Source organism: Shewanella sp. SM71, assembly GCF_025653905.1.
Lineage (GTDB): Bacteria > Pseudomonadota > Gammaproteobacteria > Enterobacterales > Shewanellaceae > Shewanella > Shewanella oncorhynchi.
Genome location: NZ_JAKKRW010000003.1, coordinates 94,994 through 121,429, shown reverse-complemented (window position 1 = coordinate 121,429; position 26,436 = coordinate 94,994). Strand labels below are relative to the sequence as shown.

Sequence of the window (26,436 nt, the reverse complement as noted above, 5' to 3'; positions counted from 1 at the left end):
CTCTTTTAATGCTCATACCCGTTTAGTGCTAACTCGAACCACTCTTAAGCGAGTAAGACATAAAAAATACAGATTTACGCAATATCTCTTTGTCTAAAACGAGGGAAATATTAACAACAACGACTTAAAAAACGAAGAAAACAAAACCAAATTAAGGACTTTATATGCAAACCGCTTCGATGTTAAACAGGTTTTACTGCACAACCATCTTACTACTAACAAGTCTAACGGCTATGGCGCAACCCATTGCTAAGGATGAGTTTTCCATCAGTCCGCTACTTAATGGTCAGCAAATCCCTAAGGTAAACTTGCAAGATATCAATGACAAAACGGTCGATTTAGCAGAATTAACCCAGAAAAAACCAACCATTTTCTTCTTTTACCGTGGTGGCTGGTGCCCATTTTGTAACAATCAAATGGGGCAACTAAAAGCGATTGAGCCTGAGTTATTAAAAATGGGCTTTCAGTTAGTGGGGATTTCACCCGATACGCCAGCTCAACTTAAGGCTTCGGCGGCAAAAAATGAACTTAAATATCTGCTGCTTTCCGATGAAAAAATGCTGGCATCCCAAGCCTTTGGTTTAGCTTTTTACACTAGCGAAAAAGTGACTGAAACCTATACCGCACGCCTTAAGCTCGAGAATCCTTTATGGATCACCCCTGAAGGTGCCAAACGTTTAGTCTTACCTGTACCCGCCATTTATATCAGCGACGACAAGGGATTGATTCATTTTCAATATATCAACCCAAACTACAAAGTAAGGCCCGCGCCAAAGCTGATTTTAACCGCCGCGAGTTTGGTGGGATCGCAAGAATAAATATCGGTTTAACGACCGCTTTGCTAAACTAGCTCCGCCGCAATCAATATCGTCCAAGTTCAAATAGATAACATCACTTCAGCCCGCGGCGGAGTCATAATGAATTCTCAAACCTATAACCAAGCTGTGCTCGAACTCGCCCTTGCGGGTCTTGCCGATTTAACCGCTTCAGCACAGACCAAGAAAGCCCAGCGCACTTCTGCGCAGGAAAGTCATTTTTTGTGTAATTGGATGGTCGAGTCCTTAAAGGAAAAACGCTTTTCTAAACTGGTAGCCGACGATCTGACGGCTTGGATACGTTTGGCTCGCAGCCAAGGTGCGGGCGCCGAACTCAAGCGTTTGCTAGAAAGGATAGTGTATCAATATCAATCAGTTGAGACATCAGAGCCCGCTTTAGGCACGGCATTAAATGCCATGATAGCAACCTTAAAGCAAGCCGAATGGTTAGTCTTTACTGACACTGAAATCAGTGCCAAGCTGAAACTCGATGGTGATGGTCAATCTAGCTTAGTGATTGATGCCAAAGAATTTAATCAACATATTAAAGACAATCAGCTGATCAAGCCAATCAACTTATATGTCCGCGCCGATGAACAGACACTAACGCGTATCGCCCTGTCCCATGGGTTATTGCTCAGCCAAGGCAACAAGAAAACTAGCTTGATTAAGCACCATAAAACCTATCAAATTTTCCCTAATAATCAGCAACCAGCTTTGTGTCAGCTATTGGCTTAAGGTGTAATAGCGAAAAGTTGAAAATAGCTTAAATATGGTGGATGTGACTGATTGTGATCCAATAAACAATTCATTCACACAGTTTAGATAGAATGACCATCGGATAGGTCTTGGCTAAAGCAGAGATAACAAGGATAAAAGCAATATGGTTAAGCGATGTTTGCAGTATAAACACTTAGTTCGATTTGCCTTGTTCACCCTTTGCTTGACTCAACAGCACGCCTTTGCGGAACAGCTCAAATACAATATCACTGGCTCCTATTCTTGGTATCCGTATTTTATCGGTGATCAAGCTGAGGCGCCGGGGATGATCACTGAGCTTATTCCGATGATTTTATCTATGGCTGCAATCCAAGGTGAAATCCTCGCCCTGCCGCCAAAGCGCACCAATAATGCACTAGAAACCGGTCAACTCGACTTTGATATCGTCAGCCCGAGTTGGTTTGAAAAGCAGGATTTAGGGCCGCTGTTTGTCAAATCGGCCCCCATAATGCAAATCACTGAATATGTGGTCACATTACCAGAGAATGTCAGTAAATATAAAGATATCAGCCAGATAAAAGGCCAAGAAATAGGTACAGTGCGCGGTTATTTATATCACGACGATAAAGATTTTATCCGCGCAGACTTTACCTCAGAGCAGGAGCTGATCAAAGCCTTAGATAAACACAGAGTCAATGCCGTTATTGCTGGTAATTACCCAGCCTTGTATTGGTCGACTCAGTTGCGGATCCCTGTCGCACTGGCGGCAGTGCATTCTGATGGTGACTTAGTGTTTAGGTTACGAAAAGAACATGCCGATTTGCTTCCTGCCATCAATCAAGCCATAGCGACACTGAAGGCCAATGGTAAAATTGACGAAATCATCAAAAAGTACACTCAAACGCTGGCAAGCTAATTTCACGCTAGCTATATGAGATATTTGCGATAAAAAAGCGCCCGAAGGCGCTTAATCAATATCAATAAGGTAGCAGAATCTCAGTTTGACCATTCACAAGGATCATAATTAGCGAGGACGGCCGCATAGCTGTGACTCAACCCCAGAGTAGAGTAGTAATAACCTTTCCCCTGATTGTCCACTGCATAATGGATATCCTCGGCCCCTAGCTGTTGTGGTAATTGCTCACGCACATTGGCTAATGTAGGCTCATCATAAAGATAGGGGGCAAACGTCAGTACACTCTCCAGATAGACCTCAGTATGGCGGCAACTATTGCGACGGATCTGGGCAATAATCGCCTCAAACGCTTCACCCCGCTCCAATGCTAACCATTGCTCAGCGTAACGTTCAACTATGCTTCTGTCGGAATAGAAGAAATACCGCTTATCCGACAAACGCATCTGCACATCCTTGTAAGCCTCATTGAGGATCAGGCGAATATAACTGTTAACCGTTTGCTCACTATCCCACTCGAGCCCTGCCACGGCGGCGATTTGCTCCGCCGTGACTAAGCGTCCGTGTTGGCTAAATACCCTGATATAACCGACAAGTTCAATCATAGTGTCCAACTATAGTGTTCAACTGGGTAACAGGCCTCGCGCCGCCAATCTATCGGCAACAAAACCTAGGCTAAACTTGTCGAGCGTGGCCCGAGTTGGCGCACCGGTTTGAATATCCCAACCAAAGGCTTCATAGAACATGTCCAGCGCCGTTTGCATGTCAGCGCGGTCCATCTTGATGGTGCCCTCTTGACCGAAGTTTTTATCTGGATTCAAATCATAAACCCAGTCACTGAGCACATCATGCTCTTCGCGCATATTGCTTTCATTCATTTGCAATACGGTTAAGGCACGGTGTAAATGCAGCACTCTTTCCGCCTTAAAGTCCAATTCCGTTTCTGTGGTTTCAATCCCAGTCACTAAACTGAACATCTGCGATTCAATGGTGCTATCGCCTTCATAGTTGCGATTTTTATCCGGTGATGCCAGCAGTGGGAACATCCAATTACACAGTGTCAGAGAGTCATGTAATACGTTTTTCACCAGCGACCATTTTGCAAAACGGATCTTAGCCGCATTGATTGGGGTATACCAATTCACCTTATCGAATGCGCCTTCACCCCATTTTTTCTCGGCAATCGCCACTGTCATATCGTGTGGCAAACCACTGTTAACTATGTTGATGTGGGAATGGCACTGAGCATCACGGTTAAAGACGACGTTGATTAACGTACCCACCTGACCCGCGGTTTCACTAGCATGGTGCACGGCAGCATTGGTTTTCTTGTTGAATACCTTAGTGGCACTTTCTTTATGAATATCCCAATTACCTAACTTGGGATTGGTTCCATCTAAACCCCAGCGCTTGATCAAATCATATAAACCGTCGGCCATATGGGAGATTTCACCTTCTTTAAACGCCACTCGGCGATAAAAATCAAGTAAGAAAGCGGGATCTTGGTTATCCCAGAGCGCCCAAGGAATACTGTTAAATTCATCTTCAGGTAATAAATGCTTAAACATATCCTTTGTTTTTAGGAATTTAAATAGATGAGAAATGGAGCCATAGTTACACCAAATACCATAGTCATCGAGAATATGAGCCCCTAAAGCGCCCGCCATCGCATGTGCTTCTGTACCATTTTTGGTGCCCATTAAATACTGTGGTACGAGGAATCCCATACAGACGTTAGATATATGTTCGGTTTTACGACCGTATTTGCTTTTCAATTCAGGGACTTTTAGCTCGCAGAAGCAACGTATTGGGCATGAATGACAGCCTCCCGTACGCTTCATCCACTTATTGGCGTATTCCACACCTATGTAGCTTTCTGCCATTGAAGTTCGAAACCCAATACGATTGCGTTCATTCCATGGCACTTCGCCTAAATCAATTTCTTGATCGGCAGCGCCCCACTTCAAACCGGGCCGAGATTTCCAGCGGCTGATGGGTGCTGAGTACTCAGCCCAAGATTGCGGCGTTGAAGGAACGACACCATTATTGTTGGCACCGATAATACCTAAAATATGGTCATCTAAGGCACGCATCTTTTCATTATTGGCGGCGATTTTAACGGCGCCAGTGCCGATAATGCCGATCCCTTTACAATTTTTTGACCCCATTACCGAGCCATGACCACCTGCTGAGTGCCCGCCCTGAGTCATAATGACAGAAAGAGGCACTTGGTTTTCACCCGCTTGGCCAATCGCAGCGACTTGTGCATTGGGTCCCATCATTTGCGCGATCATAGCGTGGGTATCAAATATACCTTTACCCCATAGGGCGTCAGCAGGTTCAATCGTGACCTTATCATCCACAATTTTAAGCCACACAGGGCTGCTTGCTTTGCCTTCTATCGCAATAGCATCGAAACCCGCAAATTTCATTGCGGGTGAAAAATGCCCACCAAAGTGACCATCGGCAATCAGATGTTTTTCAATGACGGGACTACGGGAAGTAATGGTTGTTCGTCCAGTACAAATAACGCCTGAACCCGTTAATGGCCCCGCAGAAAAGACAATAATATTATCTGGGTCGATTGCAGTAATATTATCCTTATGATCATCCCACAATATTTTATAACCAATCCCCATACCACCGATATAGTCATAATATTTATTGATTGGCTCATACCATATATGATTAGTTGTTAAATTAACTCTGAGGACTTTACCCGCCCAACCACCTATTTTATCACTCATATTATTTCTCCTGAATTTAAGAAACTAAGCCGGTATATTTTTCGTATTGTTCTAATGCAGCTTCAGCCTCTTCCCAGTTATAAAATTTAATTGCACCTGTAGGACAAACTTGCGCGCAGGCAGGTTTACCGTTACATAAATCACATTTGACGGCTTTCATTTTACTGCGAACAACTTTAATGACTTGCTGAGGACACTTATCTGCACAATAACCACATCCGACACAACGTTCTTCATCAATCACTTTGGCGCCAGTTTGTTCGTTCGTTGAAATAGCTTGCTGTGGACAAACTTCAGTGCAAACTTCGCAGTGGCGACAAGTGGAAGGAACAACGGTTTTATCGCCGCATTCTCCTCGTTGTATTTCATAGTCAAATTGCACACCATGTGGGCCATAGTTCATATTTCTTTCTACTTTGACGCGGGCAAGTGTCGGACTGCTATCCCCTTCATGGTTCCAACCACAGGCAATTTCACAGCGTCTGCAGCTAACACAAACCGTAGGGTTCACCACCATGAGTCCACCAGGCATGACTTCTACTATCTCTTGGCTATTACTGTCACTGCCACAACCGGTCAGAAAACTTATTAATGTTCCGCTATAAACTGTACCGACAGCAACGCCCATACCGCCTTTAAGCATTCCTCTTCTGGTAATCATATTTGATCCTTTATTAGTCAAAGCAATATAATTAAAATATGCATACACTTTGATTCCCGACAATTTATGCTAAAGTAATTATGTCTTTGATTTTTAACCTGCGTCACAATTACCCATATTGGGGCATTATTAGATCAAGTTACACGACATGCATCAGAGTAACGCTTTCAAGAATTAACAATTAAACATCTAGCAAATTTAAATAATGCCTCACTTCAAATTACCTTAATATAATTAACAAATAACTTTTAAACTTGGTTAATTAAGTGCAACTCGACTCATAACTAAGCTAATATCTATACCGCATACATTCCGATTAGAGTCCCGACAGAATCTAATTAAAAAGGAATGGAAAATGATGAAAACGAATACCCGTTCTCAATGGAAAATCTTTACGCCAATGGCAGTCGCAGTCTGTCTGATGACAGCCTGTTCCGATGGTGACGATGGGAAAGAAGGACCACCAGGGATTGTGAGTATCAGCATTGAACAAGCGGATACACTCAAAGCGACAATAGAAAATGTGGTTATCGATGCACAAACTCATGTGCAGGTCGATTTCTTCCTCAGCAATGCCAATGGTATTGCGGTCACAGGGCTAGAAAACCTGAAGGAGCTAGATACCTTAGCTGTCGGTATTGCCAAATTAGCACCGCCGCAGGAGCACTATCAAATCACCCAAACCGCGGCTAATGCTATGGCAACAACTGGCGCTGAAGTCACTAACTCTGCAGCAAGCGCGACAGATGCTGCGTTGCAATGGACCAGTTACATCAATAATCAAGTAGAACCTGCCACAAATGCCCAAGCGAATGCACAGACTCAGTGGCAAGCAGGCATTGAAAGCAACTGTAAAACGGCGTGTCTAACCTCCTTAGGCGCGGGCCAATACCGTTACACTTTGAGTAAACCACTCACGGGTTACTCCCAATTTACGGGGATAGATACCCAGTACTCGCCTGAGCTCACCCACAGGATTTACCTAGAGTTAAAACCGTTCGCAAATAGCCCAATTGACACTCAGTTGATCAACAGCGTGTACGATTTTGTTCCCGCCACAGGACAGACAGTCGCGGCGGATATGGGCCGTAAAGTGATCGCGCCGGAACAAGCCTGTTTTCGATGCCATAACCCAGACTTAGCCAATACCGATACTCGCCTTTTGATGCACGGCAATAAACGTTTTGCCTTTGAGGGCTGCGTTGTCTGTCACACGACTTACTCTGGCGATCCTGAAACGGGTAATAGCCTTGATATGGCGACATTGACACACCAGATCCACCAAGCCAAATATCAAATTATCGGTTACAAGGGGCAGCTATATGACTACGCCAATGTGACCTTTCCCGGTGATATGACCCAATGTCAGCAATGCCATATTCCCGGCGCAACGGCGCAAAGTGGCAATAGTAATATCCCCAGTAAAACCGCGTGTCTTGACTGTCACAAAGCGCAAATTCCCGCAGATTGGAATGGCACTGTAGCGGGTTTATTCCACAACAGGGAAATTTTTGCCAACCCATGGGCACTGGGTTGTAGCGGCTGCCACCCTGATAGCACTAATCCTGAAGGTGTCGGGCTTTTCCACAATGCCGCCGTTAAAACAGCCACTAAGCTGGTGAGCGATTACCAAGTTAAGTTACTGAGTTCGCAGCTAAGCGTTGAAGCTAAGACCCTTGCAGTGACATTGCAAGTGCAGCAAATGGAGCAACTGCCCGCCAGTCAACCTATGATAAAATCCTTCTGGTTGATTGCCACTGGTGAAACAAATAGCGCGAACATGCCAATCAATAACGGCCAGCGTAAAGTGTGGGATTTATTAGCAAACACCAGCGACGTCGCCTTAAAAATTACCGCGCCCAATCAGCTAACCGTCACTATATCTAACCTGTCGGCTGCCGATTTTGGCGATCTGAGTCAGTCAAAACTCTACAGTAAACTGGTGCTCTGTGCCGATAAAAATACCGGCTTTGCCGTTAACTGTAATATCGCAAATCAAGAGGTGAGTCTCAGTGCCATTAATTTGCTAAGCCTTGAAGGTCAAGCTGTTACGGCAAAAGCTAAGGTCGATGAACAGGCCTGTCGCCAATGTCATGATCAAGGATTAGAAGATAGAGTTTTGTCGGCGCATCAAATGAAAGGAATTTTTGAACCCAATAGCACCTGTGGCACTTGTCATGCACCGCAAACGGCCACCGCACTAACCGATGGGCAATGCCAAAGTTGCCATAGTAATGATGCGATTATGTATCTCAATGCCAATGTGATGCATACTCCTGGGGCCAGCCAAATCAAGCCCTATCGCACCATCAACAATACTTTGAGCTACAGGGAAATGGTGCATTCACTGCATGCGGGAACCCGCACTGTAGTGGGTTTTGATAATCCACGTCCCGAACTCACTTACCCTAATGCAAAAAATAACTGCAGTGTTTGTCATAGCACAGGACAGCTCAGTCTCGAGGGGCTAAGTGCACAGCAATCCCTGTTAGTTGCGACACCCGATGCAGCCAACATAGGGCAAATTGCCGAGTACTCACCAACCTTAGCAACCTGCACGGCATGTCACACGCTTATCGATAGTTTAGTCGTCCATGCACGCAGCTTTGGCGGAGTTTACCAAAGTGATGCCAGCGGTGGTCGAATTTACCAATCAGGACAGGAGTCATGCGCAACCTGTCATGCTGAAGGTCGCTCATCGGGGGTCGACAAGGTACACAAATAAGCCGTTAGATTTGATTTAATGCCAAAAAAAACCGCTCACCATAATGGTGAGCGGTTTTATTTCATTCGTCCTATTTATCAATCTTTTGTCCGCACAAGGCTCAAAAGAGCAACGGCGAGCGCTTTACTTGATTTGACTTAGTTTAATGTCGTTGAGATTAAGACTTGAGCACACTTTGGCTCTCTACTACCTGCGTTTGGCTATAGTCCTTAGGTCTAGAGTTCGACAAGGTCACACCACTTAAGGCTTCGGCGGTTAAGGTGTTATTGCCGTTCAATAAATCATTCAAGGTTCCAGAGTCGCCATTCACTAACCCTAATTCCCTAAGCATGGCATCGATAACAGGCGCATTGGCGCGATAGTTTAACGCTGCACTGGTCACTTGCTCTGCGATGCCACCTTGATGGTGAGCACCTTCGCCACCCACAGCAAATTGATGACCTGCACCATAACCTTGAAGAATCTTAATACCTTCGATGTTTTCTAACGGCTTAACGGCTTGTGCCACAATTTCAGGCAAGGCCTTCAAAATGGCGAGGGATTTTTGCAGGGCGATCTGCTCATCACTTAAGACGTTTTCAGCTTCATAAAGTGCTTGTTTACCTGCGGCTTCAACGGCATACACTTTTTCATCCGCTTCAGCCTGCAGTTTTTTCGCATCGGCACTGGCGCGCGCTTCAATCAGAATAGCACTCGATCTGTCTTCAGCGGCACGTTTCTCAGCTTCGGCCTGCACTGTTACGCCGACAGCATCACGCTCAGCTTCCTTACGAGCATCAATCACTTCAATCTCTTTGCGACGATTAGCTTCTGCCACTTGGCGCGCTGTGATTACCGCTTCTTCTTTTTCAACTTTCAGTTTTTCGGCTTCAGCTGCACGAGCACGGGCAGCTGATTCTTCTTCAGATTTGGCCGCAACCGCAATGCGTTTTTCCTGCTCAGAAACTTCAATATCCCTTTGCTGTTGAATGCGCGATTGCTCAATCGACTTATACTTTTCAATCTCACGGGTTTCGATATCTTTGGTCTTTTCGATTTCAGCGGTTTCAATGGCGCGCTCTTTAGCAATCTCGGCTTCGCGTTCTTCACGGGCCTTGTTTTCTTTCTGCTTAATAATCTCCGCTTTTTGATCGGCGCGTTTAAATTCTAACGACTGTTGCTGGATCAGGCGCGCTTCTTCTTCCGACTTTTCAATCTCTAAGGATTCCTTTTCAGCTTCAAGGTTACGCTGCTCGATCTTAATGCGGTTTTCCTGCTGAATATCGTTGGTTTCTTTGCGTTTCTCTTCGATAATCTTCGCCAGACGCGCACGACCTTCGGCGTCAAATGCGTTGTTTTCATTAAAAAACTGCAAATCAGTTTGATCGAAACCCGTTAATGAAACCGATTCGAGTTCGAGACCGTTTTTCTCCAGATCGTTGGCGACGTTATTTTGCACCCGTTGCACAAAATCGGCACGCTGCTCATGCATTTCTGTCATGGTCATTTCGGCGGCCACGGCACGCAGCACGTCAACAAACTTAGACTCCATCAGCTTTTTAAGCTCTTCAACGCGGTTTGTACGCGTGCCTAAGGTTTGCGCTGCCATTGAAATACCATCGGAATGTGGGGCGACACGCAAGTAGAAATCGGCCTTCACATCGACACGCATTCTGTCCTTAGTGATTAGCGCATCTTTCTGGGTTTTCTCCACTTCGATACGCAGAGTGTTCATGTTTACCGAGATGGTTTCATGTAATACAGGCAACACAATAGCGCCGCCATCTTTAATGATTTTCTCACCACCAAAGCCGGTACGCACAAAGGCCATTTCTTTGGTTGCACGTTTATATAGCTTGGCGAAAATTAACCCGATCACAATGAGGCCGAGTAGCACCATACCCGCAACGAGCAAAATAAAACTACCGGATGAACCTACGTTTGTTAACACATCCATTTGATTTCCTTTCAATTGATTTATGGCTTGGGAAGATTAATTATCAAAACGCGTAGCAGACCAGACTCGGCCTTCTCGCTTAAGCAGCACGACTTGAGTGCCTGAGGCAAACTCGATATCCGAAGTTTCGGGCTCGACTAAAACATAATGTTTTTGTTGATGTTTATCGCGAACGACAGCTTCAGAGGGCATGCCTTTAATTGCGCAACCTAAGGTGATAGTGCCGACATAGCCGCTAAGATCATCTAGCGAGATCGCACTCGATTCATTTTTAGGCAAATGATCAGCAAGTACTCGGCCAAAATAACGGCAAGAAAATGCACTGGCGACAATAGCAATGGGTAAAGTGAACAGTTGCGGCAGTAAAAAACCAGCAAGACTAACACTGATAAAATTGACGATATAACCCGCAATCGCAAAACTGGTCAGCGCAAGCACAAACCAAATAAGTAATGGGAGTCTATTTAGACACAGCCAACCGGCAATGCCCGTGAGTCCACCCGCGCCCACATCAGCATCATATTCCACATCAGCAGGCACCCATTGGTCTAACGCACTTAACATGCTTAAACCTATGAATAATGCGAAGACTTCAAACACACCAAGGGCCAGTACGCAGGCAAAAGCTATGGTGTAAGGTAAATTAGGCTGTTCAACTAAAAACGCCCACATAGTCATCTCCTTGAACAATACAGCATTCCATTTATTTCACTGTAATTATCGACTTAACCACAACAGAATAGCAAGGCAAGCACAATTTCCAAACTAAAAATTGTCCCTAAAATAGATTTTGACTATCACTCTGCTGCGCCAAAATCGCGTGGCCATCTTCGCTACGAGTACCCTATCGAAAACCACTTTAACACTGCAACTCTCTTTTTAACTTAGCCCGCTAGCGCTGCAAATAGCCGTAATCGCCATATATGGCGTGGATGCCATTTATTCAGGAGCAATAAATGGTCCTGCATCTTCAGGTTGTTTGAGTATACTGTTGACGTCATTGTATGATCATCCTGTTATTGTTATTTATTCGCGCAGAATTTGATGCGCCAGAAGGGAAATTCCATGGACTCACCCAAGAGCAAAGTACCAACACCAAGTTACGATAAACTGACAGCACATTTTCAAAAAATTTCTCACTTTGAACATTTCAGCGCTCTTGGTGACTGGGATCAAGCAGCCATGATGCCTATGGGCGGTAATAGCGATCGCGGCGATGCAATGGCTGAACTGGCGCGACATATCCACACACTCAAAACCTCAACCGTCTTAGCCGAACACTTACACAGCGCGACGGACGAATCTCTCACAACGGAACAACAAGCTAACCTGCGGGAAATGCAGTACCAATATCAACAGGCAAATTTAGTGCCCGGCGCTCTCGTGCAAGCCAAAACTAAAATGGCCTATCAATGTGAGAATGCGTGGCGTGAACAACGTAAAAATAATGACTGGCAAGGCTTTAAACCAAACCTCAAAGCCGTAATTGCACTTGCTAAGGAAGAAGCGCAGATCCGCGGCGAAGCCCAGAATATTTCCCCCTATGATGCCCTGCTCAATAAATTTGAGCCGGGAATGACCTCGGCAAAGCTGGAGCAAACCTTTGGCGGACTGAAAAATTGGCTACCGACACTTATCCAAGAAGTGCTGGCTAAACAGGCAAACGAGCCTAAGTTAACGCTAAATGGTCCCTTCGATGTTAGCGCGCAGCAAGCCCTAGGCCGAGACGTAATGGATTTTCTGGGGTTTGACTTTAATCACGGCAGGCTAGATATCAGCAGCCATCCATTCTGTGGCGGCGTACCAAGCGATGTACGGATAACGACTCGCTACAATGAGGCTGATTTCAGTAGTGCTATCATGGGCATAGTTCATGAAACAGGCCATGCCAGATACGAGCAAGGTTTACCTCAAGCGTGGCGTGGACAACCTGCGGGACTGGCGCGTTCTATGGGTATCCACGAGAGCCAGAGTCTATTCTGCGAAATGCAACTCGGGGCAAATCCGGCATTTTTACGCCAATTGCAGCCTAAAATTGCGCAACATCTCAATTGTCATTTTAGCGCCCAAGAATTAGCACAGCATTACACCCGCGTAGCGCCAGGACTTATCCGTGTAGATGCAGATGAAGTCACCTATCCTTGCCACATTTTACTGCGCTTTGAGGCAGAAAAAGCCTTTATCGACGGCAGCTTAACCGTAGAGGATTTACCTGATTTTTGGTCGACGCAGATGCAACAACTACTGGGGATTAATACCGATGGCAACTACCGAGACGGTTGCATGCAGGATATTCATTGGGCCGTTGGTGAACTAGGGTATTTCCCAAGTTACACCTTAGGCGCCATGTATGCCGCCCAATGCCGTTTTGCGATGGAAAAAGCCTTAGGGCCAATTGAAACCCTAATCGATACAGGCAAGTTGAACTCGTTATTCCAATGGCTGAGTGAACACATTTGGTCTAAGGGATCTTTGCTCACAACCGATGAACTGATCCGCCAAGCAACGGGCGAAACCCTAAATGGTCAATATCTTGAGCGTCACCTGCGCCAACGATATCTGGGCATTTAACCGCTGCTAATGCTTATACCCAAGCTACCTGAAGAGTCGAGTTTCAGAGCGCCTAGGGTGCATCAATTCAAGGCGCATCAATGACTGAATGTCGGCCACCTTTTGAATTGATGCAACACGGAAGTGGAGTGCCCTAGGCGCTCCGTCCCGGCGGGTTTTAACGCACTTTATGCTGTGTTGGTTATTTTTAACTTAGCCCGCTAGGTCTGCAAATAACCGCCTTGCCTAAAGTGCGTTAAATTCCCGCTGAATCCTGTATCTTCAGGTTGTTTGGGTATACAAGCGCTGAAAGCTCAGTTTATACGGGTTTTAAAGCGCTTTATATTGCCGCTGGAGCCTGCATTTTTAAGCCGCTTGAGGTTATAATGCCGAACTTATTTGAATCAGGACTCTTTCCACGGTGTTCTTTCAACAGGACTCTTGAAACAGGATAAATGTCGGCCATGTTACTGCGTGCAATCACCCCAGAGGATTGGGATGCCATTTTAGCGATCCAAGACGAGTGTTACTCACAACTGGATCCTGAGCCACTGCACGTACTGCAAAGTAAATGGCAGGTATCACCTCAGTCCTGTTTTGTGTTCGAAGTGGATAAATCGGTTGTCGGTTATTGCTTGGCTCACCCATGGACCGCCAATATGCCGCCCGCGCTATATCAGCCCATCACCCATTTACCCAAGGCTGATACCTTATACCTACACGATATTGCGATTTCGGCTAAAGCCCAAGGTTTAGGCGCTGGCGCTAAGGCGCTGACCCGCCTAACACTATTGGCGGATCGCTATAATCTCAATTCCTTATCCCTCGTAGCCGTACAAGGTGCCGACAGCTATTGGCTTAAAATGGGTTTTAAACCTAAGGCAATCGATAAATGTCTTGGCAGCTATACTGACGATGCTATGTATATGATTTATAAATTTAATCATAGAGATGAAAAATGAATCCAACCCTAACCACTATCGGTTTACTTTGCTTAAGTAATATTTTTATGACCTTTGCTTGGTACGGGCATTTGAAAACGCTAGGCTCAAAACCTTGGATTATTGCGGCCTTAGTGAGCTGGGGTATCGCCCTATTTGAATACTTGCTGCAAGTGCCTGCTAACCGTATCGGCTACACAGTAATGAATGTCGGCCAGTTAAAAATTTTACAAGAAGTCATCACCTTAAGTTTGTTTGTCCCCTTTGCCTATTTCTATATGAAAGAACCATTGAAGCTCGATTATCTGTGGGCAGGACTGTGCATCTTAGGTGCTGTGTATTTTATTTTTAGAAGTGAATTTAATTAATTTCAGACTTATTTCAGGAGAGCTCCCCCCATGGCCCGTCAAGTCACTTATACCTTCAAAGGTAAGACGAAAACTATCGCCTTTAGCTACGACAAACACCATGATTTATATGAAGCTGTGGCCGAAGCCGAGGGCATAGATCTGACCAAATTTTTGGCTATGGAACAACAAGTCGCCATGACATCTCGTAAAGGTGCCAAGGCTGAAAAAGAATTCAGGAAAGTAGAGTTTGCCCGCTTTGGTTTTAGCAATATCCACTTTGTCAGAGATGAAGAACCTGAAGCCTAAGCTAATGTATTAATTGTTTTTTGTATTAGCTTTAAGCACTTCAATAACAGGACACTGTAATGCTCAATACCGAACATGCTAACTTCCCCCGCGCAGGATTCTTCCGCCGCCTAGGCGCTGCAGTTTACGATTCGATGTTAGCCGTGGCCGTCTATATGGTTGCTGGCGCAATGGGCTTTGGGATTTTCTACGGCCTCACCGCTTCAGGACTGGCTGGCATGAATGGCTTTGAGCATGTCTCAGATGCACTCAATGGCACGCCAGCTTATCAGGGAATTTATCAACTTTGGCTTGCCTTGTGTGTCGGCACTTTCTATGCATTATTCTGGAGTAAGGGCGGTCAAACCTTAGGGATGCGCGCTTGGCGGCTTAAAATTCAACATCCTAATGGCCAAAACTTAAGCCTGATCACTGCCTACGCTCGCATCATTTGGTCACTGCTCGGCATTGGCAATTTATGGATTTTAATCAATGATGATAAGCGCGCACTGCAGGATATGATGACTCGCTCGGAAGTGGTCGTGCTGTCTAAAGAAGCCAACCAAATGCGTAACTGGCACGGCGCATAAGTGTATTCTTAAGTAAATCCGAAATACAAAAAACGACGCAAAAGCGTCGTTTTTTATGGGCTATTTTTAATTGACGGAATCCGGAGTAAGGAGTAATAAGCTGCGTATCATCGCCGGATAAAGTAGAAGGCAACGCCAGTAAACAACAAGCTTGGCGCAACAGCCCCCACATAAGCGGGTAGCTCATACACTATACTCATGGGGCCAAAAATCTCATTACTGATATAAAAGCTAAAACCTGCTACAACCCCAAGTAATACACGCGCGCCCATAGTCACAGTCCGCAACGGACCAAATACAAACGACAGTGCCACTAACATCATCACTGCGACCGTCACGGGCTGCATCACCTTGCGCCATAAAGCAAGCTCATAACGGCTGGGATCTTGACTGTTAGTTTTAAGGTAATCAAGATAGCCGACCAGACCACGTATAGATAATGCCTCGGGTTTAATCGACACTACGCTGAGCTTATCTGGCGTTAAACTCGATTGCCATTGGTCTTCTTCAAGATACTCAAGCACGACTTTTTCATAGCTTAAATCAGTACGTTTAACGTCAAATAAACGCCAGCGATCTTGGGAAAATACCGCTCGGTCTGCGTGAACTACGTTGGTGAGCTTAAGTTCGCTATTGAATTTATAAAGCGTGATATTGCTGAGTTTATTGATGTTTTCAACTTCACCAATATTAACGAACAAATCACCATCCTTTGCCCAAATTCCACGATGGGACTTAATTAAACTCCCGCCAGAGAGTTTAACAGCTTGTAACTCATTCGCTTTTTGCTCAGCAATCGGTGCGCCCCACTCCCCTAAAACCATCACCAATAACATCAAAGGCACAGCAGTTTTCATCGCCGACATAGTGATCTGCAAACGTGACATGCCAGAAGCTTGCATCACCACAAGTTCGGAATTCGATGCCAACATTCCCATACCAATCAAAGCGCCTAGCAAGACGGCCATAGGGAAAAACATTTCAATATCCCGTGGCACTAAAAATAAAACATAGATGCCAGCATCCATCATGCTGTAGGTGCCACGGCCAACTAAACGCAGCTGATCAACCCATTTGATGATGCCCGACAAACCAGTCAACACCAGCAAACAAAGCGCTGAAGTGCTTAACAATATTCTGGCGATATAAAGGTCTAATATCTTCATGCTGCCACCTTCTTATTGGCAAACAAGGACGATATACGACTGAAAATAGGCCTATCTTTGCCAAGCAAGAATAACCCCATCAAGAGCGCAGAAACATGGATCCACCACATACCTAAATACAGTGGAATAATCCCATCTTGCAATGCCTTACGTCCCGCGACCATCAGTCCAAAATAGCCAAGGTACAAAAGAACTGCCGGGAACATCTTAGCAAACTTACCTTGGCGCACATTCACCCGCGCTAACGGTACAGCAATCAGTGTCATAATTGGAATCGCGAGCGGGATAGCAAGACGCCAGTGGAATTCAGCCGCGGCTTCAGCACCTTCAATTTTCACGAGTTCATCAACGGGCAGTGCAGATAATTTACGGCGACGCTCATCAACTTGCTGCTCTTTAATTTGCATTTTATAACCACCAAATTCGATCATTTGGTAGTCCTTCGCCTTCGGGCTGCCTTGATAACGCACGCCGTCATTCAAGTTCAATTGTTGAGCACCTGAACTATCTTCCTGTACTCGTCCACCTTTAGCCACCACGACATTGGTCACGCCAGTTTCATCATCAGGATCTGGCAACTGGGCTACAAACACTTTATCTAACTCGTTATCTTTACCAATACGCTCAACAAATAATACCGCGCGACCATTGGGACTCGCCTGAAAACGCCCTTGGATTAAGGCGGCAAGACCCGCTTCAGACTGGGCTTTTTCGAGCACTTGGTTTTGCTGTTCTTCTGCCCAAGGAGCAACATAAAGGGATAAATAGCCAGTAAACAGCATATTGATCACGGCGAGGATCAGCGTTACGCGGGTGACATACCACTCACTGACCCCAACACCGTGGAGAATGACCATTTCATTTTCGGAATACATACGGCCGTGGGCCAGTAAAATACCCAAGAACAAACTTAACGGCAGCACTAAGATCACCAGATAAGGCAAGTTAAGCCCAATCAGAGTCATGATTAAAGAGGCGGGAAAATCGCCGTCGGAGGCATCGGCCAGTATACGCACGAAATGCTGGCTAATAAAAATAGTTAACAGCACTAAAAGTACCGCAATTTGTGCCTTTAAAACTTCTCGAATAAGGTATTTAAATACAATCACAGGCAGGATCCGGTCTCTAAACTTATCTTTTTGCTGGTAACAGACTAACTTTCATGTAAACTGTTTACTTTTGATAGTTTTCTGACCAGCTTCAGGGGTTCTAGGTAAACTTAACGTCACGAAATGCGTGACTCAAGCGCCGAGAATAAATCACCTTTGGAGTAATAACTTAGGCCCTTTTCGGGACAAGCAGACATTATCCAATAAATATAAAAATTTGTCTTTAAGAATCTAGGAGTGCTCATGGAGTTTAGCGTAAAGAGCGGTAGCCCCGAAAAACAACGCTCAGCCTGTATCGTGGTCGGTGTTTATGAACCCCGTCGTCTGTCGGGTATCGCGGAGCAATTAGATAAAATTAGCGAAGGTTATATCAGTAACCTACTGCGTCGCGGCGATCTGGAAGGTAAACCTGGCCAGATGTTATTGCTGCACCATGTTCCTAACGTATTGAGTGAACGTGTATTATTAGTAGGTTGTGGCAAAGAACGAGAATTAGACGAACGCCAATACAAACAAATCATCACTAAGACAATCAACACCCTTAACGAAACGGGTTCAATGGAAGCCGTTTGCTTCTTAACTGAACTGCACGTGAAAGGACGCGATACGTATTGGAAAGTACGTCAAGCGGTTGAAACCACTAATAGCAGTCTTTATAGCTTTGATGCCCTGAAGACCCGCAAAGGTGAAACTCGCCGTCCACTGCGTAAATTAGTATTCAATGTCCCGACTCGCCGTGAATTAACCTTAGGTGAGCGCGCCATCGAGCATGGTATGGCAGTATCTGCTGGCATGCATTTATGTCGCGATGTAGCAAACATGCCACCGAACATCTGTAATCCAGCCTATTTAGCTTCTCAAGCTCGCCAAATGGCTGAAATACACGACACTCTGCATGTCACCACTATCGGTGAAGAGCAAATGGCCAAACTGGGCATGAACTCATACCTTGCAGTCGGTCGCGCCAGTGCCAATGAATCTATTATGACGGTGATGGAATACAAGGGCGCTGTCGATAGCACAGAAAAACCCATCGTATTAGTCGGTAAAGGGTTAACCTTCGACTCGGGTGGTATTTCATTGAAGCCTGGCGAAGCCATGGACGAAATGAAGTACGACATGGGCGGCGCAGCAGGTGTTATCGGCACCATGAAAGCCATCTGTGATATGAAGTTACCTATCAACGTTGTCGGTATTCTGGCTGGCTGTGAAAACATGCCATCGGGTAATGCTTACCGTCCAGGTGACATTCTGACCACTATGTCAGGTCAAACCGTTGAAGTGTTAAATACCGATGCGGAAGGCCGTCTAGTCCTATGTGACGTATTAACCTATGTTGAGCGTTTCGATCCTGAATTAGTTATCGATACTGCAACCCTGACTGGCGCGTGTGTGATTGCCCTTGGTAAACACGCATCGGGTCTGTTCTCATCGCATAACCCTCTGGCACACGAGCTATTAAGTGCCGGTGAGCAAAGTGGTGACCGCGCATGGCGCATGCCATTGTGGGATGAGTATCAAGATATGCTCGACAGCCCATTTGCTGACATGACCAACTTAGGTGGCCGTCCTGCTGGAGCTATCACTGCAGCATGTTTCCTTTCGCGCTTTGCTAAAAAGTACAACTGGGCTCACTTAGACGTTGCAGGCACAGCTTGGAATAGCGGTGCTAACAAAGGTTCTACGGGCCGTCCAGTGCCACTATTGACTCAGTTCCTGATCAATCGTGCTGGCGTCGAACTCGGCGAATAACCAACTATCCGGCCTTAGTGTGTTAAAGGCTCGATAAATGAAAGGCGAAGATGAAAATCTTCGCCTTTTTTATTTTCTTAATTTAATCAGAAAATCGATTTCCTGAATAAATTAAGAAAATAAAAAAACTGAACAATTAATGGTTTTAGAATCATTTTTCAAAGAGTTATAGTTCTACCCTCTTCATCTCCAACGGTTTGAAAGCATCCCATTAAGTCCCGCCAGACAGTGATAGATAAAACCTCACTGTAAGGTTTGCCCTAAGCATTAACCCATACTGACTTTTAGTGTAAACTGCTGCTCTCGTTCGCCACTAAAACAAGTGAAGCAAGGCATTGAAATCATGACTCAAGTGCTGTTTTATCTTATGCCGCCAGTGGCATCGCCTGCCAAAACCAAGGCTGATTCACCTGTTGCAACCGCGAATGCGAACCCTGCACTTTGCGAGATGCATCTTCTGGCATGCCAACTGGCGCAGCAGGCTTTTGTGAAGCAACAATGGGTCTATATCCATTGCCAAGATAAACAGCAAGCCCATGCAATTGATGAACTTTTATGGCAGTTTGAGCCAAGTGCCTTTGTACCCCATAACCTCAAAGGTGAAGGCCCGATGACGGGATCGCCGGTTGAAATCGGTTTTGATCGCCTCGGCGCCAACAAAAGTCGCCAAGTTCTGATTAATCTTGCAGACCAAGCGCCCCCATTTGCGGTAAACTTTGGCCACATTATCGATTTTGTTGCCAATGACGATCAGCATAAAGCGGTCGCTCGCGAACGTTATCGACAGTATCGCGGCTTAGGGGTCAATTTACAGACCCAAGACTTAGCAACACATCCACTTAATTAGTTTGAGACAGACACGTTCCCATGGAAAAAACATACGATCCGCAGTCCATCGAGCAAACGCTTTACCAAAATTGGGAAGAGCAAGGTTACTTCAAGCCACACGGCGATGAATCCCAAGGCAATTATTGCATCATGATCCCGCCACCAAACGTGACGGGCAGCTTGCACATGGGCCACGCCTTCCAAGACACCATCATGGATACCTTGACCCGTTACCAACGGATGAAAGGCAAAAATACCCTATGGCAAGTCGGTACTGACCATGCGGGTATCGCCACCCAAATGTTGGTTGAGCGCAAGCTTGAAGCCGAAGAAGGCAAGAATCGCCATGACCTAGGTCGCGATGCCTTTATGGATAAAGTGTGGGAATGGAAAGCACAATCGGGCGGCACTATCACTAAGCAGCTACGTCGTATGGGCGCTTCTGTTGATTGGGACCGCGAGCGTTTCACTATGGACGAAGGCTTGTCCAAGGCAGTACAAGAAGTGTTTGTACGTCTGTACGAAGATGAGTTGATTTATCGCGGTAAGCGTTTGGTCAACTGGGATCCAAAGCTGCACACGGCTATCTCTGATTTAGAAGTGGAAAGCAAAGAAAAACAGGGCCACATGTGGCATCTGCGTTATCCACTGGCCGACGGTGAACTGACGGCCGATGGTAAAGACTATTTAGAAGTCGCAACCACGCGCCCTGAAACCATGCTCGGCGACAGTGCGGTTGCAGTGCATCCCGATGATGAACGCTATCAAGCGCTGGTCGGTAAGTTTATTCTGTTGCCGATTGTTAACCGCCGCATTCCTATCGTGGCCGACGATTACGTCGACATGGCCTTTGGTACAGGTTGCGTGAAGATCACCCCGGCCCATGACTTTAACGACTATGAAGTCGGTAAACGTCACAACCTACCCATGTTCAACGTGCTGACCTTAGATGCCGCCATTCGCGTGAGCGCCGAAGTGGTGAACTCTGACGGTACCTTTAACAAAACGCTCGATGGCAGCCTGCCTGAACGCTTTGCCGGACTTGATCGTTTTAAAGCCCGCGATGCTATCGTCGCTGAATTTGACACTTTAGGGCTGCTCGAAAAAATCGCGCCTCACGCCTTGAAAGTGCCTTACGGTGATCGCTCCGGTGTGGTTATCGAGCCGATGCTGACCGACCAATGGTATGTAGCTGTTGCGCCAATGGCGAAAACCGCTATCGAAGCAGTTGAAAATGGCAGCATTAAATTTGTGCCGCAGCAATACGAGAACATGTACTTCTCGTGGATGCGCGACATTCAAGACTGGTGTATTTCGCGTCAATTGTGGTGGGGTCACCGCATCCCTGCGTGGTACGACGAAAATGGCAAAGTCTATGTCGGCCGCAACGAAGCCGATGTACGTGCTAAGCACAATATCGCCGACTCTATGACATTACGCCAAGACGAAGATGTACTGGACACTTGGTTCAGCTCAGCCCTGTGGACGTTCTCAACCTTAGGTTGGCCTGACAATTTAGAAGATTTAAAAACCTTCCACCCAACCGACGTGTTGGTGACAGGTTTTGACATCATCTTCTTCTGGGTTGCCCGTATGATCATGATGACCATGCACTTCATCAAAGATGAAGACGGCAAGCCACAAGTCCCGTTCAAAACCGTGTACGTAACCGGTCTTATCCGCGATGAAGCGGGTAACAAGATGTCAAAATCTAAAGGTAACGTACTCGATCCATTAGACATGATCGACGGTATCGGCCTTGAAGATCTCGTTGAAAAACGTACCGGTAATATGATGCAGCCACAACTGGCCGCTAAAATTGAAAAGAGCACTCGCAAAGAGTTTGCCGACGGTATCGAAGCCCACGGCACTGATGCACTGCGCTTTACGCTTGCGGCAATGGCATCAACGGGTCGTGACATCAACTGGGATATGAAGCGCTTAGACGGTTACCGTAGCTTCTGTAACAAGTTATGGAACGCCTCACGCTACGTGCTGATGAACACAGAAGATCAAGATTGCGGCCCAGGCTCACCAGAGCACAAAGGCGGCGAGATGGAACTGTCGTTGGCCGATCGCTGGATTATTGGCTTGTTCAATCAAACCGTTAAGACCTTTGACGATCACATGACAGCCTACCGTTTCGACTTAGCGGCCAATACCCTGTATGAGTTCACTTGGAACCAGTTCTGTGACTGGTACTTAGAGTTAACCAAACCGGTATTGCAAAACGGCAGCGAAACGCAAATGCGCGGCACCCGTCACACCTTAGTGACAGTACTCGAAGCGATGCAACGCCTGATGCACCCTATGATGCCGTATATCACTGAAACCATTTGGCAGCGCGTTAAACCGTTAGCTGGTGTCGCTGGTGATACCATCATGCTGGCACCGTTCCCAACATTTGATGCCGCTAAAGTCGATAGCGCAGCAATGGCCGATTTAGAATGGGTTAAGCAAGTGATCGTCGCTGTGCGTAACATTCGCGCCGAACTGAACATTGCCCCATCTAAACCGCTAAATGCCCTACTTCGTGGTGTTAGTGCGCAGGATAAAGCCCGTGTTGAAGCCAACCAAACCTTCTTCACCACACTTGCCCGCTTAGAAAGCATGACCATTTTAGCCGATGGCGAAACTGCGCCTATGTCGACCACAGGTTTGATTGGCGAAATGGAGCTGCTGATCCCTATGGCAGGCTTGATCGATGTCGCCGCCGAAATGGCCCGTATCGATAAACAGCTTGAAAAGCTCGGCCAAGAGATCGCTCGCATCGAAGGCAAATTGTCAAACCAAGGTTTTGTGGCAAAAGCTCCAGCCGAGGTTATCGACAAAGAGCGCGCCAAGATGGCCGATCTCAAGCGAGATATGGACAAACTCAATGAACAAAAATCAGAGTTCGCTAAGTTAGAAGCTTAAGCTTCTCATTTACTCTGATTCACTTGTTATGATTAGTTCTAACTGAATGAAGGGCAGCCACTTGGCTGCCCTCCTTGTATCTATATCGCTGCAATCTATGAGCAATTATGAGCCTTAATCTACGTTCTTGAGCCAGATGCCGCCTTTAACCCGAGTCAACTCTAAACACTGTCATTTAACCTACGGCACTGTATTGAAACCACCACACCATTCATCCTCATCATTCCCCGTGGTCTATCGCTCATGAGCTCACACGTAGCCCATCACTGCCGACATACGTAAACACCACACATGTAGACTAAAGAACAGCTAATACCTCCCGAGACAGCTCTGAGAGACTGACATTGAGTGCTGACATAGATATCCAATGTCGTCATAGACTCTCAACACAGGCAAAAGCAGATTCTTCAGTGAGTTGAACCTAAGAAAGAGAAGTGTTTAAAGCGAAATGGCTAAAGATAGCGATACCGAAGATACTAAGGTAAGGCAAAAGATGATGATGCAAAGTTAAGGTTAAACCTAAGCGGGTAAAAATATAATGAGTTAAACCATTACAGATTAAAAAATAAAAAAGCCCTGCAATTGCTTGCAGGGCTTATCTATATGGTGCGCGTGGAAGGAGTCGAACCTCCGACCGCCTGGTTCGTAGCCAGGTACTCTATCCAGCTGAGCTACACGCGCAAACTCGTTTTTGTACTTCTAATAGATCCAATCAAGATTGAGTCTAGGATAAGCACTTTTATCTCGAAAATTTATTCTATTCCCCTCGACTAAGAGAATAGAATGGCGGAGAAGGAGGGATTCGAACCCTCGATGGGAGTTAAAGCCCATACTCCCTTAGCAGGGGAGCGCCTTCGGCCACTCGGCCACCTCTCCGCGTTTAACGCTTTAAATCAACAAGACGTATCTTGTTAACTATATTGGTGCGCGTGGAAGGAGTCGAACCTCCGACCGCCTGGTTCGTAGCCAGGTACTCTATCCAGCTGAGCTACACGCGCATGTTAAACGGTAAAACACTAATACGACCTAAATCATATTAATTTAAATTGGTGCGCGTGGAAGGAGTCGAACCTCCGACCGCCTGGTTCGTAGCCAGGTACTCTATCCAGCTGAGCTACACGCGCATGTTAAACGGTAAAACATTAATACGATTTAAATCATATTAATCTAAATTGGTGCGCGTGGAAGGAGTCGAACCTCCGACCGCCTGGTTCGTAGCCAGGTACTCTATCCAGCTGAGCTACACGCGCATTTTAACTCTTTGCTATAAGCAATTATCTACAAAATTTCTTATGAAATTCAAAACTGACGAGTTAAAGATTAACTAATGCAGAGATGGTGCGCGTGGAAGGAGTCGAACCTCCGACCGCCTGGTTCGTAGCCAGGTACTCTATCCAGCTGAGCTACACGCGCGACTTGTATCTAAATTTACTTTTACATCAAACACTAATAAAAAATGGTGCGCGTGGAAGGAGTCGAACCTCCGACCGCCTGGTTCGTAGCCAGGTACTCTATCCAGCTGAGCTACACGCGCACTGTTTTCTATCTTTAAGAAATGGCGGAGAAGGAGGGATTCGAACCCTCGATGGGAGTTAAAGCCCATACTCCCTTAGCAGGGGAGCGCCTTCGGCCACTCGGCCACCTCTCCGTTTTCTTGGCGCACATATTACTGTTTGACGAAAATAAGTCAAACCCTTTTTCCGAAACAGATTCCATTTGAACTGTTTTTAATCACATTGCTGTTATATCAAGCCAATGTATTGATTTACGCCAATCTTTCGGTCTAAAAAATAAAAAAGCCAGTTAAAAAACTGACTCTTCTGTTGCCGTAGTACACTTGCCAAAACAAGGTACTAAAAGTTACCACCTTCCGATGGTGTACCTGATTTTTCAGATTGAATGCGTTGGTAGATTTCTTCGCGATGAACAGAAACCTCTTTTGGTGCATTCACACCAATACGCACTTGATTGCCTTTTACCCCTAGCACTGTAACTGTGACTTCATCACCAATCATCAGTGTTTCGCCAACACGACGAGTCAAAATCAGCATTCGATAGCTCCTTTATTTCTTAATTCAGCTTACACACGGCACTCATCCGGTAGATGGGCTTATTATAAGGTCAGCTTAGTACAAATTAATAGTATTCAATACTCAAACGGTTATTTAATTACACCTTATTTAGCTCGAAAGCGTGATGTAACGCCCGAACCGCCTTGTGTAAGTCCCTTTCATCGATAACGGTTGATAATTTACTCTCTGACGTCGTGAGTAACTTAGCATGAATAGTTTCATTACCCAAGACTTCTAACATCTTAGTCAATAATCCCATTTTTGCCTGTAAACCTTTGCCAACTAAAGATACTTTTGCACGTTGACGTTCGATAATCAATGGCCCGAGTGCGAGGCTTTCACTTAAGCCTTCGAGCTCATTAAGTAGAGTATCGACCTTAGCTTCAGCGAGCATAAAACTGACGCGACCCGAAGGATCATCCTCATGGATCCTCAATGGAGAAATAAATTCCACATCGATTTCCAATCGCGTTAAGCAGCCTAACAGCGCTTGATAACGTTCACTGGTGGTAAACAGCCCTTCAATCGTTAGCGTTGCCAGCGCCTTATTAATCGCGATACCTTGCACTAACGAGGCAATCGTTAATTCCGACTCGTCGCCAAATTGGATTAACGTCCCCTGCCCAGCTTCAAAGCTCGACAATACTCGCAGCGGTACGCGAAAACGCTCGGCGTATTCAACAGAATCGGGATGCAATACTTTAGCGCCGAGCTTTGCCATTTCGAGCATCACATCAAACCCAATCACATCGAGGCGACGTGCACTGCTATCAATATTCGGATCTGTGGTAAATACCCCAGCCACATCGGTAAAAATCTGGCATTCATCGGCTTCTAACGCTGCCGCTAAGGCTACTGCAGTGGTATCTGAACCACCGCGTCCTAAGGTGGTCACTTCGCCTTGAGGATCGATGCCCTGAAACCCTGCAACGATCGGCACAACACCATCGGCAAGCAAAGACTGCAAATATTCAGTATCAACTCGCTCAATGCTGGCGCGGCCAAATTGACTATTTGTATGAATTTGCACTTGATCGCCCGTAAGGGATTTTGCTTTTATGCCGCGACGTTGTAGCGCCATCGACATCAAAGCAATACTCACTTGCTCACCCGTCGAGACTAGCATGTCTAACTCGCGCGCCGAGGCGCGCGGATTAATTTGTGCTGCAAGTGCAAACAGGCGATTCGTCTCACCCGCCATCGCGGATAAAACTAAGACTTGCTGCTCACCATTGTGAGCTGACTTTGTAATCTGCTCAGCGACCGCTTCGATACGTTCAATAGAACCCACCGAAGTGCCGCCGAACTTTTTCACAAAAAGCTTGCTACCACTAAGCTTTCGTTTTTGGGGCACAGCAAC

At 46.0% G+C, this 26,436-nt stretch carries 21 protein-coding genes and 8 tRNA genes; 12 read left to right on the top strand and 17 right to left on the bottom strand.

Annotation, left to right across the window (positions count from 1 at the left end):
• Positions 1-179: 179 nt before the first annotated feature.
• The 3 genes from L5L97_RS04220 (at position 180) to L5L97_RS04210 (ending at position 2,451) form a co-directional block, all read left to right on the top strand.
• Positions 180-818 (top strand): peroxiredoxin-like family protein, encoded by a 639-nt coding sequence (locus L5L97_RS04220; RefSeq protein ID WP_263181310.1) that lies wholly within the window; start codon positions 180-182, stop codon positions 816-818.
• Positions 819-917: 99 nt separating this feature from the next.
• Positions 918-1,553, top strand: a complete 636-nt coding sequence (locus L5L97_RS04215; RefSeq protein ID WP_263178127.1) for a DUF2913 family protein — start codon at positions 918-920, stop codon at positions 1,551-1,553.
• Between the two features lie 145 nt (positions 1,554-1,698).
• Complete coding sequence (locus L5L97_RS04210; protein ID WP_263181237.1) at positions 1,699-2,451, top strand: substrate-binding periplasmic protein; 753 nt, start codon at positions 1,699-1,701, stop codon at positions 2,449-2,451.
• An 80-nt stretch (positions 2,452-2,531) separates the two neighbouring features.
• Here the strand turns inward: L5L97_RS04210 and L5L97_RS04205 are convergent, their stop codons facing one another.
• The 3 genes from L5L97_RS04205 to L5L97_RS04195 are packed head-to-tail and all read right to left on the bottom strand — an operon-like array spanning position 2,532 to position 5,856.
• The gene (locus L5L97_RS04205) at positions 2,532-3,053 is read right to left on the bottom strand and encodes a hypothetical protein (RefSeq protein ID WP_028761343.1); all 522 of its coding nucleotides are present in this window, start codon (positions 3,051-3,053) and stop codon (positions 2,532-2,534) included.
• A gap of 18 nt (positions 3,054-3,071) precedes the next feature.
• Positions 3,072-5,195 (bottom strand): aldehyde ferredoxin oxidoreductase, encoded by a 2,124-nt coding sequence (locus L5L97_RS04200; RefSeq protein ID WP_105251825.1) that lies wholly within the window; start codon positions 5,193-5,195, stop codon positions 3,072-3,074.
• A gap of 16 nt (positions 5,196-5,211) precedes the next feature.
• Positions 5,212-5,856, bottom strand: a complete 645-nt coding sequence (locus L5L97_RS04195; RefSeq protein WP_105251824.1) for a 4Fe-4S dicluster domain-containing protein — start codon at positions 5,854-5,856, stop codon at positions 5,212-5,214.
• A gap of 355 nt (positions 5,857-6,211) precedes the next feature.
• Here L5L97_RS04195 and L5L97_RS04190 point away from each other — a divergent pair, with 355 nt between their 5' ends.
• Positions 6,212-8,581, top strand: a complete 2,370-nt coding sequence (locus tag L5L97_RS04190) for an OmcA/MtrC family decaheme c-type cytochrome (RefSeq protein ID WP_263181235.1) — start codon at positions 6,212-6,214, stop codon at positions 8,579-8,581.
• A 157-nt stretch (positions 8,582-8,738) separates the two neighbouring features.
• On the opposite strand, the gene L5L97_RS04185 is transcribed toward L5L97_RS04190, so the two are convergent.
• Positions 8,739-10,517, bottom strand: coding sequence for a flotillin family protein (locus L5L97_RS04185; RefSeq protein ID WP_105251822.1), 1,779 nt, complete (start codon positions 10,515-10,517; stop codon positions 8,739-8,741).
• A gap of 36 nt (positions 10,518-10,553) precedes the next feature.
• The gene (locus tag L5L97_RS04180) at positions 10,554-11,189 is read right to left on the bottom strand and encodes a YqiJ family protein (RefSeq protein WP_028761348.1); all 636 of its coding nucleotides are present in this window, start codon (positions 11,187-11,189) and stop codon (positions 10,554-10,556) included.
• 393 nt (positions 11,190-11,582) lie between these two features.
• Here L5L97_RS04180 and L5L97_RS04175 point away from each other — a divergent pair, with 393 nt between their 5' ends.
• The 5 genes from L5L97_RS04175 (at position 11,583) to L5L97_RS04155 (ending at position 15,233) form a co-directional block, all read left to right on the top strand.
• Positions 11,583-13,088 carry a carboxypeptidase M32 gene (locus tag L5L97_RS04175; protein WP_263181234.1) on the top strand — a complete coding sequence of 502 codons (1,506 nt, stop codon included), beginning with the start codon at positions 11,583-11,585 and terminating at the stop codon, positions 13,086-13,088.
• 443 nt (positions 13,089-13,531) lie between these two features.
• A complete protein-coding gene (locus tag L5L97_RS04170; protein WP_113939489.1) occupies positions 13,532-14,029 on the top strand; it encodes a GNAT family N-acetyltransferase in 498 nt (165 codons plus the stop codon).
• The gene (locus tag L5L97_RS04165) at positions 14,026-14,376 is read left to right on the top strand and encodes a DMT family protein (RefSeq protein WP_006082592.1); all 351 of its coding nucleotides are present in this window, start codon (positions 14,026-14,028) and stop codon (positions 14,374-14,376) included. Before L5L97_RS04170 ends, L5L97_RS04165 begins: the two co-directional genes overlap by 4 nt.
• A 30-nt stretch (positions 14,377-14,406) precedes the next feature.
• Complete coding sequence (locus tag L5L97_RS04160) at positions 14,407-14,664, top strand: DUF2960 domain-containing protein (RefSeq protein WP_006082593.1); 258 nt, start codon at positions 14,407-14,409, stop codon at positions 14,662-14,664.
• Positions 14,665-14,723: 59 nt separating this feature from the next.
• A complete protein-coding gene (locus L5L97_RS04155) occupies positions 14,724-15,233 on the top strand; it encodes an RDD family protein (RefSeq protein ID WP_263173219.1) in 510 nt (169 codons plus the stop codon).
• A gap of 107 nt (positions 15,234-15,340) precedes the next feature.
• Here L5L97_RS04155 and lptG read toward each other — a convergent pair whose 3' ends face one another.
• Together lptG and lptF are read right to left on the bottom strand one after the other, a co-directional pair.
• A complete protein-coding gene (lptG, locus tag L5L97_RS04150; RefSeq protein WP_105251819.1) occupies positions 15,341-16,399 on the bottom strand; it encodes an LPS export ABC transporter permease LptG in 1,059 nt (352 codons plus the stop codon).
• Positions 16,396-17,508, bottom strand: a complete 1,113-nt coding sequence (gene lptF / locus L5L97_RS04145; protein ID WP_113939369.1) for an LPS export ABC transporter permease LptF — start codon at positions 17,506-17,508, stop codon at positions 16,396-16,398. Before lptF ends, lptG begins: the two co-directional genes overlap by 4 nt.
• 243 nt (positions 17,509-17,751) lie before the next feature.
• Between lptF and pepA the strand changes: the two genes are divergently transcribed.
• The 3 genes from pepA to L5L97_RS04130 all read left to right on the top strand — a co-directional run bounded on the left by pepA (position 17,752) and on the right by L5L97_RS04130 (position 23,004).
• Positions 17,752-19,260 (top strand): leucyl aminopeptidase, encoded by a 1,509-nt coding sequence (gene pepA / locus L5L97_RS04140; protein ID WP_006082597.1) that lies wholly within the window; start codon positions 17,752-17,754, stop codon positions 19,258-19,260.
• Between the two features lie 343 nt (positions 19,261-19,603).
• Positions 19,604-20,107 (top strand): DNA polymerase III subunit chi, encoded by a 504-nt coding sequence (locus L5L97_RS04135; RefSeq protein WP_263140268.1) that lies wholly within the window; start codon positions 19,604-19,606, stop codon positions 20,105-20,107.
• Positions 20,108-20,127: 20 nt separating this feature from the next.
• Entirely contained in the window at positions 20,128-23,004 is a 2,877-nt protein-coding gene (locus L5L97_RS04130; protein ID WP_263181232.1) for a valine--tRNA ligase, read from the top strand.
• 604 nt (positions 23,005-23,608) lie between these two features.
• Here the strand turns inward: L5L97_RS04130 and L5L97_RS04125 are convergent.
• From L5L97_RS04125 to L5L97_RS04080, 10 genes are all read right to left on the bottom strand, one after another.
• A tRNA-Arg gene (locus L5L97_RS04125) sits at positions 23,609-23,685 on the bottom strand.
• 103 nt (positions 23,686-23,788) lie between these two features.
• Positions 23,789-23,880 (bottom strand) — tRNA-Ser (locus L5L97_RS04120).
• A 45-nt stretch (positions 23,881-23,925) separates the two neighbouring features.
• Positions 23,926-24,002, bottom strand: a tRNA-Arg gene (locus L5L97_RS04115).
• A 49-nt stretch (positions 24,003-24,051) separates the two neighbouring features.
• Positions 24,052-24,128 (bottom strand) — tRNA-Arg (locus tag L5L97_RS04110).
• Positions 24,129-24,177: 49 nt separating this feature from the next.
• Positions 24,178-24,254: transfer RNA gene (locus tag L5L97_RS04105), tRNA-Arg, on the bottom strand.
• 86 nt (positions 24,255-24,340) lie between these two features.
• A tRNA-Arg gene (locus L5L97_RS04100) sits at positions 24,341-24,417 on the bottom strand.
• A 44-nt stretch (positions 24,418-24,461) separates the two neighbouring features.
• A tRNA-Arg gene (locus L5L97_RS04095) sits at positions 24,462-24,538 on the bottom strand.
• 22 nt (positions 24,539-24,560) lie between these two features.
• Positions 24,561-24,652: transfer RNA gene (locus tag L5L97_RS04090), tRNA-Ser, on the bottom strand.
• Positions 24,653-24,857: 205 nt separating this feature from the next.
• Entirely contained in the window at positions 24,858-25,055 is a 198-nt protein-coding gene (gene csrA / locus L5L97_RS04085) for a carbon storage regulator CsrA (RefSeq protein ID WP_006082602.1), read from the bottom strand.
• 118 nt (positions 25,056-25,173) lie between these two features.
• The gene (locus tag L5L97_RS04080; RefSeq protein ID WP_006082603.1) at positions 25,174-26,430 is read right to left on the bottom strand and encodes an aspartate kinase; all 1,257 of its coding nucleotides are present in this window, start codon (positions 26,428-26,430) and stop codon (positions 25,174-25,176) included.
• Between the last annotated feature and the right edge of the window lie 6 nt (positions 26,431-26,436).